At 61.2% G+C, this 15,025-nt stretch carries 14 protein-coding genes; all 14 read left to right on the top strand.

Annotated elements, in window-relative coordinates; genetic code table 11:
• The first annotated feature begins 133 nt into the window (after positions 1 to 133).
• Positions 134 to 1,603 (top strand): sigma-54 dependent transcriptional regulator, encoded by a 1,470-nt coding sequence (locus tag AC13EY_RS11140; protein ID WP_335600538.1) that lies wholly within the window; start codon positions 134 to 136, stop codon positions 1,601 to 1,603.
• 110 nt (positions 1,604 to 1,713) lie between these two features.
• The gene (locus tag AC13EY_RS11135; protein WP_233048262.1) at positions 1,714 to 2,970 is read left to right on the top strand and encodes a sensor histidine kinase; all 1,257 of its coding nucleotides are present in this window, start codon (positions 1,714 to 1,716) and stop codon (positions 2,968 to 2,970) included.
• Positions 2,957 to 4,381, top strand: a complete 1,425-nt coding sequence (locus AC13EY_RS11130) for a sigma-54-dependent transcriptional regulator (RefSeq protein WP_335600537.1) — start codon at positions 2,957 to 2,959, stop codon at positions 4,379 to 4,381. The genes AC13EY_RS11135 and AC13EY_RS11130 overlap by 14 nt, the downstream gene beginning before the upstream one ends.
• Positions 4,382 to 4,539: 158 nt before the next feature.
• Positions 4,540 to 4,872, top strand: a complete 333-nt coding sequence (gene fliE, locus AC13EY_RS11125) for a flagellar hook-basal body complex protein FliE (RefSeq protein WP_088273562.1) — start codon at positions 4,540 to 4,542, stop codon at positions 4,870 to 4,872.
• Positions 4,873 to 4,906: 34 nt separating this feature from the next.
• Complete coding sequence (gene fliF, locus AC13EY_RS11120; protein ID WP_088273563.1) at positions 4,907 to 6,622, top strand: flagellar basal-body MS-ring/collar protein FliF; 1,716 nt, start codon at positions 4,907 to 4,909, stop codon at positions 6,620 to 6,622.
• Positions 6,615 to 7,637 (top strand): flagellar motor switch protein FliG, encoded by a 1,023-nt coding sequence (fliG, locus tag AC13EY_RS11115; protein ID WP_088273564.1) that lies wholly within the window; start codon positions 6,615 to 6,617, stop codon positions 7,635 to 7,637. Before fliF ends, fliG begins: the two co-directional genes overlap by 8 nt.
• Positions 7,638 to 7,708: 71 nt before the next feature.
• On the top strand, positions 7,709 to 8,500 hold the full coding sequence (gene fliH / locus AC13EY_RS11110) for a flagellar assembly protein FliH (protein WP_335600536.1): 792 nt from the start codon (positions 7,709 to 7,711) through the stop codon (positions 8,498 to 8,500).
• A complete protein-coding gene (fliI, locus tag AC13EY_RS11105) occupies positions 8,497 to 9,849 on the top strand; it encodes a flagellar protein export ATPase FliI (protein WP_228247222.1) in 1,353 nt (450 codons plus the stop codon). Before fliH ends, fliI begins: the two co-directional genes overlap by 4 nt.
• Positions 9,842 to 10,297 (top strand): flagellar export protein FliJ, encoded by a 456-nt coding sequence (fliJ, locus tag AC13EY_RS11100; protein WP_335600535.1) that lies wholly within the window; start codon positions 9,842 to 9,844, stop codon positions 10,295 to 10,297. The genes fliI and fliJ overlap by 8 nt, the downstream gene beginning before the upstream one ends.
• A gap of 73 nt (positions 10,298 to 10,370) precedes the next feature.
• Positions 10,371 to 10,676: an STAS domain-containing protein gene (locus AC13EY_RS11095; protein WP_088273568.1), complete on the top strand. Its 306-nt coding sequence runs from the start codon at positions 10,371 to 10,373 to the stop codon at positions 10,674 to 10,676.
• 2 nt (positions 10,677 to 10,678) lie between these two features.
• Positions 10,679 to 12,412, top strand: a complete 1,734-nt coding sequence (locus AC13EY_RS11090) for a SpoIIE family protein phosphatase (RefSeq protein ID WP_335600534.1) — start codon at positions 10,679 to 10,681, stop codon at positions 12,410 to 12,412.
• Between the two features lie 38 nt (positions 12,413 to 12,450).
• Entirely contained in the window at positions 12,451 to 12,786 is a 336-nt protein-coding gene (locus AC13EY_RS11085) for an Hpt domain-containing protein (protein WP_228247224.1), read from the top strand.
• Between the two features lie 90 nt (positions 12,787 to 12,876).
• Positions 12,877 to 14,283 carry a flagellar hook-length control protein FliK gene (locus tag AC13EY_RS11080; protein ID WP_335600533.1) on the top strand — a complete coding sequence of 469 codons (1,407 nt, stop codon included), beginning with the start codon at positions 12,877 to 12,879 and terminating at the stop codon, positions 14,281 to 14,283.
• A 234-nt stretch (positions 14,284 to 14,517) separates the two neighbouring features.
• The gene (locus AC13EY_RS11075; RefSeq protein ID WP_335600532.1) at positions 14,518 to 15,024 is read left to right on the top strand and encodes a flagellar basal body-associated FliL family protein; all 507 of its coding nucleotides are present in this window, start codon (positions 14,518 to 14,520) and stop codon (positions 15,022 to 15,024) included.
• Position 15,025 lies beyond the last annotated feature (1 nt).

Here is a 15,025-nt window from a genome sequence, read left to right as displayed (position 1 = left end):
CGACAAAGGCGCGCCAACTATTTGACTCGATAGTCGTTTCTGACTACAGTAACCGACCATAACAGAGTGTGGCGCAGCGCCATCATGGTGTTGCGAGCCGCTCCCGCCTGCTAACAGGAATAGCGCCCCGTCTATGCTGCCAAACAGTCATATCCTGCTGATTGATGATTCTGCTCAGAGTCGTCACGATCTGAGTGTCATTCTGGAGTTTCTCGGGGAAGATGCGATCATTGCCGACAGCGCCGGTTGGTTGCAGGTTGTGACCGAGCAGGTCGAGTCTGCGCGCGAAATCAAGTGCGTGATTCTCGGTCGCTGCGAGCTGGAGCAGGGCTTGCCCGCGCTGTTGGGGCAGCTCGACAAGTGGGATGAGAATCTGCCGGTTATTCTGCTCGACCCGACCCAGTCGAGCAGTTGGCCTGATCATCTCAAGCAGCGTCTGCTGGCGGTCATGGAACCGCCGCTCAGTTACAATCATCTGCTCGATGCCCTGCACCGCGCGCAGGTCTATCGTGAGGTGTTTGAGGAAAACGCCAACCGCCAGCGCCAGCGCGAACCCAACCTGTTTCGCAGCCTGGTCGGCACCAGCCGTTCAATCCAGTCTGTGCGTCAGATGATGCAGCAGGTGGCTGACACCGAGGCCACGGTACTGATTCTGGGTGAATCGGGGACGGGCAAGGAAGTGGTCGCCCGTAACCTGCATTACCATTCGCGCCGTAAGGACGCGCCGTTCGTGCCTGTCAACTGCGGAGCCATTCCGGCCGAGCTGCTGGAAAGCGAACTGTTCGGACACGAGAAGGGCGCCTTCACCGGCGCCATTACCAGCCGGGCCGGGCGTTTCGAGCTGGCTCAGGGTGGAACCCTGTTTCTTGACGAGATAGGCGACATGCCGCTGCCGATGCAGGTAAAGCTGTTGCGGGTGCTGCAGGAGCGTACCTTCGAGCGTGTGGGCAGCAACAAGGTGCAAAGCGCCGATGTGCGGGTGATTGCAGCGACGCACAAGAATCTGGAGCAGATGATCGAAGAGGGTACCTTCCGTGAGGACCTCTATTACCGCCTTAACGTGTTCCCCATCGATATGCCCGCCATGCGCGAGCGTATCGAAGACTTGCCGCTGCTGCTGAACGAGCTGATTACCCGCCTCGAGACCGAGAAGCGTGGCTCGATCCGGTTCAGTACCTCGGCCATCATGTCGCTGTGTCAGCATGATTGGCCGGGTAACGTGCGGGAGCTGGCCAACCTGGTGGAACGTATGGCGATCATGCATCCCCATGGGGTGATTGGCGTGGGCGAGCTGCCGCGCAAGTTTCGCTATGTCGAGGATGATCAGGATGACCTGCGCCAGCTGCGCGAGACCGAAGACGAGCGCAGCGATGCGTTCAATGGTCTGGTCGGGCTCGACAGCCCGGCATTCCTGCCGCCCGAGGGGCTGGACCTCAAGGAATACCTGGCAGGTCTTGAGCAAACGCTGATCCAACAGGCCCTGGACGAATGCAGCGGGGTGGTTGCCCGTGCGGCTGAACGCCTGCGCATTCGCCGTACCACGCTGGTTGAGAAGATGCGCAAGTACGGTCTTAATCGCGGTACTGACTCGTCAGAAGACTGACGCTCTCGGGTTTGGTGTTTTTTAGGTTTTTGATTTTTAAGTCTTTTTCTGTATTGGCATAAGGCTTGCTGTGAGATCCCTGTGTGCTTCATGTATTCAGGGGATACCCCATGGCGGCCAACGTGCAACCCAGTCAAAACCCGGCAGATGATCTTGGCGATATCGTTCGTCAGGTGCTGGCCTCCGATCGGACGACAGACAGCGATCAGCTTCAGGACGCGTTCGAGCGCTTCCAGTCAATGTCTGCCCAGCTGGGCGCTTCCCATGCGCTGCTGGAGCGGCAGGTCGCTCTGCTCAAGCGTCAACTGGCTGACAGTCAGGCGCAGCGTTCCCGTGAGCTGGCAGAGAAGGCGCGCCTGGCTGGACGGCTGCAGAATGTGCTCAATCTGCTGCCTGGCGGTGTGATCGTTCTGGACGGGCGTGGCGTTGTGCGTGAAGCCAATCCCGCAGCCCGTGAGCTGCTCGGTGAGCCCCTTGAAGGGCAGCTCTGGCGTGACCTGATTCAGCAACGCTTTGCTCCACGTGAAGACGATTACCACGAGGTGTCACTGCGCAGCGGTCGCAGAGTTTCGTTGGCAACCCGGTCGTTGCAGGGGGAGCCGGGTCAGTTGATCCTGATCCAGGATCAGACCGAGACCCGCGCGCTGCAGTCGGAACTGGCTCGCAATGAGCGCCTGTCCGCACTGGGGCGGATGGTGGCGTCGCTGGCGCATCAGATTCGAACCCCGCTGGCCTCGGCGTTGCTGTATGCCGAACATCTTAATGATGCGGACCTGCCGACTGAGCACCGCACCCGGTTCTCCAGTCGTCTGCACGGGCGATTGTTGAGCATCGAACACCAGATCCGTGACATGCTGCAGTTCGCCAAGGGCGACCTGCCAATCAACGATTTGCTGCCGGTGTCCATTTTCTTCGAATGGCTGCAGAGTCAGGCTGAAAGCCTGATTGAAGCGCGCGGCGGGACCTGCCGCTGGGTCAACCTGCTGCCCCAGGATGCAATGCTTCGCTGCAATCGCGACACGCTGGTCGGCGCCGTTATCAACCTGATCGAAAATGCGCTGCAGGCGGGTATGCCAGCGCCGCGGCTGAAGGTGGTTGCCCGCTTGATGGAAGGTCAACTGAGCCTGAGTGTGGTGGATGCCGGTCAGGGCATGACGGCCGAGCAATTGGCACTGATCGGTGAGCCCTTCCATACCAGCAAGCCGCAGGGTACCGGGCTGGGCGTGACGGTTGTGAAGTCGGTGGTCAATGCACACGGCGGGGCATTCCACCTGCACAGCAAGGCCGGCTGGGGAACCAGTGCCGAGATTCTGCTGCCGCTGCGGTTGCTGCCTGCAGCCAAGGAGTCTCTGCATGAGCAAGCCTGATATTCGTATCCTGCTGGTTGAGGATGATGCTGATCTGAGCGAGGCGCTGGCCGATACGCTGATGCTGGGTGGCTATGCCTGTCTTCAGGCGGCTGATGCCGAGTCTGCGCTCGCTTTACTTGGGCGTGAGAGCGTGAGCATGGTGGTCAGTGATGTAAACATGCCCGGCATGGACGGGCATGCGCTACTGCGCACCCTGCGCACGCAATACCCGCATTTGCCGGTGCTGCTGATGACCGCCTACGGCACCGTGCAGCAGGCGGTCAGCGCCATGCGCGAGGGGGCGGTCGATTATCTGGTCAAGCCCTTTGCACCCAAGGCGCTGCTGGAGTTGATTGCTCAGCATGCGCAAGGACGCCTTGAGGGGGCCCCCGGTACGGGGCCGGTTGCGGTCGATCCCGCCAGTGTGCAGCTGCTGGAACTGGCTGCGCGGGTTGCTGGCAGTGACTCGACTGTACTGATTTCGGGTGAGTCCGGGACCGGTAAGGAAGTGCTCGCGCGCTACATCCATCAGCAATCTCCGCGGGCCGAACAGCCGTTTATTGCCATTAACTGCGCGGCTATTCCGGATAACATGCTGGAGGCCACTCTGTTCGGGCATGAAAAGGGCGCCTTTACCGGCGCGGTAGCGGCGCAACCGGGCAAGTTCGAGCAGGCCAATGGTGGCACTCTGCTGCTGGACGAGATTTCCGAAATGCCGCTGGCGCTGCAGGCAAAGCTGTTGCGGGTGCTGCAGGAGCGTGAGGTCGAGCGCGTGGGTGGTCGCAAGCTGATTCGGCTGGATATCCGTATCATTGCCACCACCAACCGGGACTTGCCGGCGGAGGTGGCTGCCGGGCGTTTCCGTGAGGACCTCTACTATCGCCTGGGCGTGTTTCCGCTGCAGTGGCAGGCGCTGCGCGAGCGCCCGGCGGATATTCTGCCGATTGCCGAGCGCCTGCTGAGCAAGCACGCGAGCAAGATGAATCTGCCTGGCGTCAGTTTTTCGGCGCAGGCGGTCAAGGCGCTGGAGGCGCATCCCTGGCCCGGTAACGTCCGCGAGCTGGACAACGCGGTGCAGCGCGCGCTGGTGCTGCAGGCGGGGGGTGTCATTCAGCCGTCGGATTTGTGTCTCGATCTGCAGGCCGGTGGTGCAACGCCGTTGCTACGCGCGGTACCGCCAGTCCCGCCGGTTGAATCGGTACAGCCGTCGTCACCGGTATTGCCCGCCGCCGACAACACCTCTGATCTGGGCAGCGGGGTGCGTCAGCGCGAATTTCAAATGATCATCAATGTACTGCGTGCCGAGCGCGGGCGCCGCAAGGAAGCCGCCGAGCGCCTGGGTATCAGTCCTCGCACCCTGCGTTACAAGCTCGCGCAGATGCGCGATGCCGGGCTGGATGTCGAAGGTAGCCTGTTCGCCGGTATCTGATCGTCAATTATCGTCCTCTCTCTGGCATCGGCTATCTGGCCGGTGCTGCCTTGCATTTGTCCATATGGTGGCGGGCTGGCCGCTGTTGGCATCAAACTTGCTGAATACCCTGTAAAGCGACTGTAGCCGTCAAAAAACCGGACGGCGTGGAGGCAAGCGTGACTCAGGGTGTTGAATTCAATCGATTGATGCTGCAAATGCGCACCATGCAAATGGAAGCCATGGGCAAGCCGCAGGCGGTCAAGCCAGCGGAGCCCAGCGTCAACGGCCCGGGCTTCGATGATCTGCTCAAGCAGGCTGTTGATCGCGTCAACGAATTGCAAAAAACCACGTCTGAACTGCAAACCGGCTATGAGCGCGGTGTAGAGGGGATCGATCTGACCGAGGTGATGATTGCCTCGCAGAAATCATCGGTTGCCTTTCAGGCGATGACGCAGGTGCGTAACAAGATGATTACCGCCTACGAAGACATCATGAAAATGCCAATCTAATCTCCCATGAGCCTGACTGTCTGAGGAAATGACAATGGATTCTGCCGGCAGCAATACCCCAGCTACCCGTGATCCGCTCGGTGCCGATCGCAAGCCGCTGATGGGGCTGACCTTTCTGGACAACCTGTCGCAACTGCCGATGTTGCGCCAGTTCGGTCTGCTGGTTGGTCTGGCTGCCAGTGTGGCAATCGGGTTTGCCGTGGTGCTGTGGTCGCAGGAGCCCGAGTACCGGCCGCTTTACAACAGCATGGACGGTTTCGACGCGGGTCAGGTGGTGGAAATGCTGCAGCAGAGCCGTATCGACTACAAGGTCGAGCCCAACAGCGGCGCGCTGCTGGTTCGCAGCGAGGATCTGGCCGATGCACGTCTGCGTCTGGCCAGTGCCGGCATTTCGCCGACCGACGGCAACGTAGGCTTCGAGATTCTGGATCGTGAGCAGGGTCTTGGTACCAGTCAGTTCATGGAAACCACGCGTTACCGCCGCGGCCTTGAGGGGGAGCTGGCACGCACCATCTCCAGTCTCTACAACGTCAAGGCAGCGCGCGTGCACATCGCCATTCCACGCTCCACCGTGTTTGTTCGCGATGATCGCAAGCCCAGCGCGTCCGTGCTGCTGGAAATGTACGCCGGTCGACGACTGGAGCCTGCACAGGTGATGGCCATCGTCAATCTGGTGGCAACCAGTGTGCCCGAACTGGGCAAGGACGAAGTCACGGTTGTTGATCAGAACGGCAACCTGCTGTCCAATCAGAGCGAGCTGAACGAGCTGACAGTGGCCGGCCGCCAATTTGATTACACCCGTCGCCTGGAAGAGACCTACACCCGCCGGGTACACAATATCCTCCAGCCGGTGCTGGGAACCGGGCGTTACAAGGCCGAGGTGTCGGCGGATGTGGATTTCAGTGCAGTTGAGTCCACTGCGGAAATGTTCAGCCCCGATGCTGCGCTGCGCAGCGAGCAGGTGGTGACCGAGGCGCGTTCGGCCAATGCTGGCCCCCAGGGCGTGCCGGGTGCGCTGTCGAACCAGCCGCCGGGTGCCACCCAGGTGCCTGAGCAGGTGATTGACCCGGTAACCGGCCAGCCTGTTGTTGCCGCCGTACCGCAGGACAAGCGCGAGCAGGCGGTACGCAATTACGAGCTGGATCGGCAGATCAGCCATACCCGCCAGCAGCTGGGCCGTCTCAAGCGTCTTTCGGTTGCCGTTGTGGTAGACGACCCGGCACAGGTGGATCCGCAGACCGGGGAAGTCACCCGGACGCCGATCAGCGAGGCGGAAATGGCGCGCTTGACCCGCCTGGTCCAGGACGCGGTGGGGTATGATGCCAGCCGGGGTGACAGCGTCAGCGTGATCAATAGCGCGTTTGTTGCTGAAGCCGAACTGGAACCGCTGCCGGCCATCCCGTTCTGGGAGCAGCCGTGGTTCTGGGATGTTGCCAAACAGATATTGGGTATTCTGTTTGTTCTGGTGCTGGTCTTCGCGGTGCTGCGCCCGGCGCTCAAGAACCTGACAGTCGCCGGCAAGGGCGGCAGTGACAACTATCCGGCGCTGGCAGGCGGAGGTTACGATGGCATGGACGGCGGCCTGCGTGATGATCAGGTGAGTCTGTCCGGTCCTTCCTCCGGTCCGGTATTGTTGCCGCCGCCCGGCGCCGGCTACGAACAGCAGCTCAATGCGATCAAGGGCCTGTTGGCCGAAGACCCGGGTCGGGTGGCACAGGTCGTGAAAGAGTGGATTAACGCCGATGAGTGATGACGCCAGCAAACGCCCGGCCAAACTGTCCAAGCTGGATAAGGCGGCCATTTTCCTGCTCAGCCTCGGTGAGTCCGATGCGGCGGCGATTCTCAAGCACATGGGGCCCAAGGAAGTTCAGCGGGTCGGCAGTGCCATGGCTGGATTGCGCACTGTACAGCGCGATCAGGTTCAGGAAGTCATGGGCGACTTTATCGAGGTGGTGGGCGAGCAGACCGGTTTGGGCGTTGGCGCCGATTCCTATATCCGCACCATGCTTACCCAGGCATTGGGGGAGGACAAGGCCAACAGCCTGGTTGACCGCATTCTGCTTGGCGGCAGCACCTCGGGTCTGGACAGCCTGAAGTGGATGGAGCCGCGTGCCGTTGCTGATGTGATCCGCTACGAGCATCCGCAGATTCAGGCCATTGTGGTGGCCTATCTTGACCCTGATATGGCCGCTGAGGTGGTTGGCTATTTCGACCACAAGGTGCGGCTGGACATTCTCCTGCGCGTGGCCGCTCTCAATACCGTGCAGCCATCGGCGCTGAAAGAACTGAACGAGATTCTCGAGAAGCAGTTTGCCGGCAACTCCAATACCTCGCGCGCGTCCATGGGCGGTGTCAAACGCACGGCCGACATCATGAACTTCCTTGAGTCCAGCGCCGAGTCGCAGCTGATCGAGTCGATCCGTGAAATCGACGAGGACCTGTCCTCCAAGATCGAGGATCTGATGTTCGTGTTCGATAACCTGGCAGATGTGGATGACCGCGGCATCCAGGCGCTGCTGCGCGAGGTCTCCTCCGAGGTGCTGATTGTCGCGCTCAAGGGTGCCGACGAGGCAATCAAGGAGAAGATCTTCCGCAATATGTCCAAGCGCGCGTCCGAGTTGCTGCAGGACGACCTGGAAGCCAAGGGGCCGGTCCGTATCAGCGAGGTCGAGGCTGCACAGAAGGAAATTCTCACCATTGCACGCCGCATGGCCGACGCCGGCGAAATTGTGCTCGGCGGCAAGGGTGGCGAAGAGATGATCTGAGCCCGGCAATCGCTGCCCTGCACATCGCGCGGTGGTATGCTGGCCGGGTTTTCCAAGCGGGGTAGGGTGTCATGTCGCAGGTCAAGAACGAAAGCGAGCTGTTGCGCAGTGGTGATGTATCAGCGTTCAGTCGCTGGGATCTGCCGAGCTTTGACGCCGAGCCGCATCATATTCCACTTGAGCGAGCGGCTGAGGCTGCGGCCAAGCCGGAAGCCGAAGCAGAAGCGGCGGCCGATCCGCAGGAGCTGGACGTGGAAGCGGTCAAGCCTTTCACCGTGGAGGAGCTTGAGCAGATCCGCGAGGAAGCCTACAACGAAGGCTTTGCCACCGGAGAAAAGGACGGCTTTCATTCCGGTCAGCTCAAGGCGCAGCAGGAAGCCAAGACTGTGCTGGCCAAGCGCACTGCCGAGCTGGACGCCCTGATGGCCCAGTTGATGGCGCCGCTCAAGCAGCAGGACGAGCAGATCGAAGACATGCTGCTGATGCTGCTGGAGCAGATGCTGCGCGCCGTGCTGCAGCGGGAAATGCAAGTCGATCGGGCGCAGGTGGTCAACGTCCTGCGTTCGGCGCTCAAGGCGCTGCCGGTGGGTGCCGAGAATATCCGGATTTACCTCAACCCCCTCGATTTCGAAAGCATCAAGGCCCTGCGTGAGCGCCACGATGAGAGCTGGCGTCTGCTTGAGGACGATCAGTTGATGCCCGGCGGCTGCCGTATTGAAACCGAGCACAGCCAGGTTGACGCTACGCTGGAAACCCGTCTGCAGCAATTGATCGCGCAGCTGCACGAGCAGCGCCGCGAGCAACGTGCGCATCCTCCCGCCGCCGATTTGCCGATTTCCGAGCGTGGTGCGGATCCGCAATGAGCAAGCCCCAGCGCATCAGTTTCGCCCGACGGCTGTCGGGGTATCAGCAGGCGCTGCACTTGCCGGCGCAGCCGGTGGTCGAGGGCCGCCTGATCCGTATGGTGGGTCTGACCCTTGAAGCCGAGGGCTGCAAGGCGCCGGTCGGCAGCCGCTGTCTGGTCATCAGCGACACGCTGCAGGGCGAGAGTCAGATCGAAGCCGAGGTCATGGGCTTTGCCGGCAGCAAAATTTACCTGATGCCGGTTGATCGTCTCGAGGGGCTGCAGCCAGGGGCTCGGGTGGTACCTTCAGCTGGTGGCGGCAAGCTGCCGATGGGGTTTGCCATGCTGGGCCGGGTGGTGGATGGCATTGGTCGTCCGCTGGACGGCAAGGGTAACTTCAAGGCCGAAGACTGGGTGGATATCAACGGCCCGACGATCAATCCGCTCAAGCGCCACCCCATTGAAGAAACGCTGGATGTCGGCATTCGCTCCATTAACAGCTTGCTGACGGTCGGCCGTGGCCAGCGTCTCGGCCTGTTTGCCGGCAGCGGTGTCGGCAAGAGTATGCTGCTGGGCATGATGACGCGCTTCACCGATGCCGATATCACCATTGTCGGGCTGGTTGGCGAGCGGGGCCGGGAGGTCAAGGAGTTCATTGAACAAATCCTCGGCGAGGAGGGCATGGCGCGCTCGGTGGTGGTTGCCTCTCCTGCCGATGACGCCCCCTTGATGCGGTTGCGCGCTGCAATGTATTGCACCCGCATCGCTGAATACTTTCGTGATCAGGGCAAGAACGTGCTGTTGCTGATGGACTCCCTGACCCGCTTTGCCCAGGCCCAGCGCGAGATTGCATTGGCCATTGGCGAGCCGCCGGCGACCAAGGGTTATCCGCCTTCGGTGTTTGCCAAGCTGCCACAGCTGGTTGAGCGCGCCGGCAATGCCGAGCAGGGCGGAGGGTCAATTACCGCGTTCTACACGGTGCTGTCCGAGGGGGATGACCAGCAGGATCCGATTGCCGACGCCTCGCGGGCGATTCTCGATGGGCACGTGGTGCTGTCCCGTCGCCTAGCCGAAGAGGGGCATTATCCGGCCATTGATATCGAAGCTTCGATCAGTCGCGCCATGCCGCAGATTGTCCCGCAGGCGTATTTGCAGAAGGCGCAGCTGTTCAAACAGCTGTACGCCCGTTATCAGCAGAGTCGCGACCTTATCAGCGTCGGTGCTTACGCCGCAGGCTCGGATCCGTTGACCGACAAGGCAATGGAAAAGATGCCTTCGATGCAGGGCTTTCTGCGTCAGGGGCTGCACGAGAGCGTGTCGCTGACCGACAGTCAGACCGGCCTGGAACAGATTCTGGGCAATGAGTGAAGCGCGTATTCGCCGGCTTGCGCCGGCACTGGATATGGCGCTGGACGAGGAGCGCAAGGCAGCCAAGGTGCTTGGACAATGCCAGAAGCAGTTCGAAGAGGCTGAGGTTCGTTTGCGTGATCTGGAATACTACTGCTCGGAATACGCCAAGGGTTGGAGCCAGCGGGGCTCCCAGGGCGTTGGTCGCGACTGGTTGATGAACTACCAGCGCTTCATGGCGCAGATGGAGGTGGCGATTGATCAGCAGCGGCAGACCGTACGCTGGCATGGCGAGAGTATCGACCGTGCGCGAGAGCACTGGCGCCAGCGCTATCAGCGGCTCGAAGCGTTGCGCAAGCTGATCGAAAAATATCGGCAAGAGGCGCAGGCCAGAGCAGACAGGCAGGAGCAGAAGCTGCTCGACGAGCTATCCCAGCGCGCCCACTCGCAGCGCACAAATAATTCCTGACAGTAGCCGGACCCTGTGCTAAAACAAATTCTGAGTTGGCGTTTGCCAGCGTAGGACCTGACAGGGAGAAAACATGTCGATTCAGGCGTCAATGTCCACCGATAGCCAGGTTTTGACCATCAGCGTAAACGGGCGTTTTGACTTCAGTGCCCATCAGGATTTTCGCAACGCCTATGAACGTGGCGGCTTGACACCCAGGCAGTATGTCGTTGACCTGCAGGATACCGACTATATCGATAGCTCGGCGCTGGGCATGCTGCTGCTGTTGCGTGATCATGCTGGTGGCGACAGCGCCGATGTGCGTATCGTTCACTGTAACCCGGATGTACGCAAGGTTCTGAGTATCTCCAACTTCGAACAGCTGTTCAGCATCGAATAATCATGTCCAGTACCGGCGCTGACGGCATAGACCCGGATCAGGGTGCCCGGCCGTTGATGGTGCTGGTGGCTGATGACAACCCTGCCGACCGCATGATCCTTCGGCGCCTGGTCGAACGCCTTGGGCACCAGGTCCATGAGGCAGAGCATGGGCAACAGGCCGTCGAGCTGTTCGCCTTGCATTCCCCCGATATTGTGCTGCTTGATGCGCTGATGCCCACCATGGACGGCTTTGAAGCAGCCCGCAGGATCAAGCTTCATGCGGGTGAGGATCTGGTGCCGATCATTTTTCTCACCAGCCTGACGGAGACGGGTGCGCTGGTGAAGTGTCTCGAAGCCGGCGGTGACGACTTTTTGACCAAGCCCTATAACCCGGTGATCCTGGAAGCCAAGATACGCGCGTTCCGACGCATGCGTGAAATGCATCAGACCCTGCAAAGCCAGCGCGATGTCATCGCCGGGCAGCATGCCGGGCTGCTGCGGGATCAGCAGCTTGCCAAAATCGTGTTTGACCGGGTGGCGCACGCTGGTGCACTGAATGACAGCTGCCTGCGTTACCTGCAATCGGCCTACGCGATGTTCAATGGCGATATTTTGCTGGCGGCGCACCGACCGTCCGGTGAGCTGCACCTGCTTCTGGGCGACTTTACCGGCCACGGGCTCTCTGCCGCGATCGGGGCGATGCCACTGGCTGAAGTGTTTTATGCCATGACCGCCAAGGGGTTTGCGCTGCGGGATATTCTGCTTGAGCTTAATTGCAAGCTTGGCCGCATCCTGCCGGTGGGGATCTTCTGCTGCGCAGTACTGATCGAGCTGAACGCCGCCAAGGGGCTGGTGGAAGTCTGGAACGGCGGTCTGCCTGAGGTGCTTGTGCTCGGCCGCGATGGCGCGTTGCTGCAGCGGGTGCCGTCCTCCAATTTACCGCTTGGGGTGGCCAATCGTGAGCGCTTCAATCCCGAGCCGACGGTTATGGCAATGCAACCGGGCGAGCGTTTGCTGTGCTGGACCGATGGCATCATTGAATGCCGCAATGCTGCGGGCGAACAGTTTGGCGAGCATGGGGTGCTGCAGGCGGTCGCTGCGCATGCCGGTCGGCCGGATGAGGTGTTTGACGGGTTGCTTGACGCTCTGGCGCATTTCCACGGCAGTGCAGAGGACGATATCAGTCTGTTACAGGTTGTCATGCCAGAGCGTCAGCTGGCGCAGGCGGTATTGCCCGCGGCCTTGGGGGGGGCAGCCCAGACAGGGCAAGACTGGCAGCTGAGCTACACCTTTCGCGCGGCAGCCATTCGCGAGCAGAACCCGTTACCATTTCTGATGCAGACGCTGATGTCGGTACAGGGGCTGCGCAGCCGCGCCGGGAGTCTGTTCACGGTGCTCAGCGAGCTCTACAGCAATGCTCTCGAACACGGCCTGTTGCGACTGGAGTCAGCCTGGAAGCAGGACTCCGACGGCTTTGCGTTCTACTATCAGGAGCGCGGTGCCCGTCTGCAGAGGCTGGACAATGGTTGGATTCGCTTCTGGCTGGACCACCAGCCTGTTGCCGGGGGTGGTTGTCTGACCATCGAGTGCGAGGACAGTGGCGCCGGTTTCGCGTCGCCTGGTACCTCGGCTGACTATGCCGGGCGCGGGCTGGCGCTGATCAGCGCGTTGGCCGATGAGGTCAGCTTCAGCGCGCAGTGCAGCCGGGTCAGGGTGGTCTTCCACTGGTCGCTTGGGCATACTGATCAGCATTGAGAATTGAACATACCCCCATCGAAAAGGAATACAGCGCGATGGCTGATCGCAAGCCGGACATGGATGTGACTGTGCAGCAGGGCCTGCGGGAGTTGATGCAGGATGACTACCCGCTGTTGCTGGAGACGTTTCTGGCCGATGCCGGCAAGCGTTTGCGTCAATTGCACGACGCCCTGGCCCAGGGTGACATGAATGCCTACCGTCAGGCAGCGCACAGCTTCAAGGGCAGCGCCGGCAACATGGGAGCCCTGGCGCTGGAACAGGCCTGTCTGGACGCCGAAGCCGCTGGTGTAGCGGGGGATCAGCAGGTCGCAGCCAGCGTGCTGATCGAGATTGAGCAGGCGTTTGACCGCCTGCAACCGTTGCTCGCATAGTCGTTACTTCCCACGTTTTCAATATTGGCCCGCAGTTTGCAGATACTCTCCTGACATATTGGCCAAGCCTTTTCAGGTGGAGATGACATCATGCCGGTCGGGCAGAATCTGATGGCGCTTTTCAGCGCCGACTTTTCCCGTGACACAGTCTCCGGTATTGCTTCCGGTCGCAGCAAGGCAGGCGATTCCGGGGCAGTGGCGGCGTTTTCGGCGATTCTTGCCGAGCAGACGCCAGAGGATCTGGATGCCCTGATGCAGCAGCTTGCTCAGGCGACCGGCGCGGACCAGGCGGCGCTGCCGCTGCCTGCCCTTGTTGCCGCAGACGGCAAGGATTTGCCGGAAAGCATGCAGAGCTGGTTTCAGCAGTTGGCGCAGCTGGTGGGCGCCGCCGACGCTGCCTCTGCAGAGGATGTGGCTACGGACGATGGACTGGCTGGGGATGACTCCGACAGCATCCTGGCGGGAATCAGTGAACAATGGCAGCAGTGGCTCGCACGTCTGCCGAGTCAGGAAGCACCCGCTGACACTGAAGCTGGCGACGGGGCTTTGACGCCTGGCGTCAATCCTGCTGTCGCTGCGCTTGTAGCTGTTGAGGCAGCGGCGCAGGCTGCTCCTGCTGAGGATGAGGCGGGTGACCCGCTGCTTGCGGGCGCAGGACGCGGCCCGTCCGGAGCCGATCTGGCTGCGCAGCTGCGCGCGCTGCTGCGGGGTGACGCTCAGGCCGGCGCGTCCGCCGATGTGTCTGCCCGCGAGGCGGCAACCCGGGCGGCGGAGGGCACCACAGCTCAGGCTGAGGCCGGCAATCGTCAGGTGCTCTCCGACCCCCAGCAGCAGCGTGTGCTGCAGGGGGTGGGCGGTGAACAGCCGGCCTCTGTCGGCAAGCTTATCGAGCAGCTTGAGTCACGCCTCGCGCCGCGCGCTGGCGGCCTGGATGCTGAATCAGCTGATGCCGGCAAGAGCGCCGCCGCGGCGCAATTGCATGCCAATGGGCAGTCTGCGCTGACCGCTCGACCGGTCACTGGCGTGGCTCAGACCCTGGGTGTACCCATGGGGCAGGCCGGCTGGAGCGAGGCGGTGGTCAACAAGGTGATGTGGATGTCCAGCCAGAATGTGAAGTCGGTTGAGATTCAGCTCGATCCGGCTGAGCTCGGGCCGCTGGAAATCCGGATTCAAACCCGTGGACAGGAGCACCAGGTGCAGTTTGTCAGTCAGCATGCAGGCGTGCGCGATGCGCTGGAAGGGCAGATGCATCGACTGCGTGAAATGTTTACCCAGCAGGGGGCATCGCTGGTCGACGTCAACGTATCCGATGGCTCGGCGGATGGACGTCAGTCCCAGAGCGCTTTCGCCGGTCTGGCGGATCAGGGTGGCAGCAGTGGCCGCGGCAGTCATGGCGCTGCTGCGTCCCATGGTAATGAAGACATGCCAGTCGATGATCCTGTCGCCACACTGCAGACCCGACTGGCGGCCGCGCGGCTGGTTGACTACTACGCCTGATACACCCGCTCGGGGTTATCTGACATCGAGGTAGCTTCGGCTGCCTCGGTTCTGTCGCCCGGCCCGCACCGGGCAGCAAAGACATTTTTCCTTCAAGTCAGTATCCTATGACCTTTGCTGGCGCGTCGGTATTGCTGCAGTGCGCTGGAGCGCACAGTTGGCCTGATACTGGCACGCTGGATGCATGCATCTACATGAACCGTGGCTGAAAGGCCTAATTGACGGAATATTGGCATGGCAAAGCAATCGGAATCTGTCGAAGACGACGTGCAGGAAAAGCCGGCAAAGAGCCGCAAGAAACTCTTCATACTGATCGGTATCGGGCTGTTTGCCCTGCTGATCTCGGCGGGCGGCGTTGCCTTCTTTCTGCTCGGTGGCGAGGATGCCCCCGAGCAAGAGGTGCCGGCAGAGCCGGTACAACAGGAGGCCATTTATCAGCCGCTGGATCCGGCCTTTGTCGTCAACTACGCAGTGTCCGGTCGCCAGCGCTACATGCAGGTCAGTGTGGTGCTGATGAGTCGCGATGCCGCCGGCATGGCCAAGCTCAACCAGCACCTGCCGCTGATTCGCAATCAGCTGGTAATGCTGTTTGGCAGTGAGGATTTCGAGTCGCTGATGACTCCTGAAGGCAAGCAGGCGCTGCGCGACAAGGCGACCCTGGCCGTCAAGGCGTTGCTTGAAAAGGAAGTAGGTAACCCGGTCATCGAATCGGTGCTGTTTACCAACATGGTTCTTCAATAGG

The sequence above is a fragment of the Halopseudomonas sp. L-58 genome (assembly GCF_056859475.1).
The sequence above is the reverse complement of the archived record's forward strand: the minus strand, read 5'-3'. Positions and strand labels throughout refer to the sequence as shown.

Excerpts from the sequence above, each read along its gene's own strand:
- AC13EY_RS11140 (WP_335600538.1), top strand. The coding sequence starts at position 134 with ATGCTGCCAAACAGTCATATCCTGCTGATTGATGATTCTGCTCAGAGT.
- AC13EY_RS11135 (WP_233048262.1), top strand. The coding sequence starts at position 1,714 with ATGGCGGCCAACGTGCAACCCAGTCAAAACCCGGCAGATGATCTTGGC.
- AC13EY_RS11130 (WP_335600537.1), top strand. The coding sequence starts at position 2,957 with ATGAGCAAGCCTGATATTCGTATCCTGCTGGTTGAGGATGATGCTGAT.
- fliF (WP_088273563.1), top strand. The coding sequence starts at position 4,907 with ATGGATTCTGCCGGCAGCAATACCCCAGCTACCCGTGATCCGCTCGGT.
- fliG (WP_088273564.1), top strand. The coding sequence starts at position 6,615 with ATGAGTGATGACGCCAGCAAACGCCCGGCCAAACTGTCCAAGCTGGAT.
- fliH (WP_335600536.1), top strand. The coding sequence starts at position 7,709 with ATGTCGCAGGTCAAGAACGAAAGCGAGCTGTTGCGCAGTGGTGATGTA.
- fliI (WP_228247222.1), top strand. The coding sequence starts at position 8,497 with ATGAGCAAGCCCCAGCGCATCAGTTTCGCCCGACGGCTGTCGGGGTAT.
- fliJ (WP_335600535.1), top strand. The coding sequence starts at position 9,842 with ATGAGTGAAGCGCGTATTCGCCGGCTTGCGCCGGCACTGGATATGGCG.
- AC13EY_RS11095 (WP_088273568.1), top strand. The coding sequence starts at position 10,371 with ATGTCGATTCAGGCGTCAATGTCCACCGATAGCCAGGTTTTGACCATC.
- AC13EY_RS11090 (WP_335600534.1), top strand. The coding sequence starts at position 10,679 with ATGTCCAGTACCGGCGCTGACGGCATAGACCCGGATCAGGGTGCCCGG.
- AC13EY_RS11085 (WP_228247224.1), top strand. The coding sequence starts at position 12,451 with ATGGCTGATCGCAAGCCGGACATGGATGTGACTGTGCAGCAGGGCCTG.
- AC13EY_RS11080 (WP_335600533.1), top strand. The coding sequence starts at position 12,877 with ATGCCGGTCGGGCAGAATCTGATGGCGCTTTTCAGCGCCGACTTTTCC.
- AC13EY_RS11075 (WP_335600532.1), top strand. The coding sequence starts at position 14,518 with ATGGCAAAGCAATCGGAATCTGTCGAAGACGACGTGCAGGAAAAGCCG.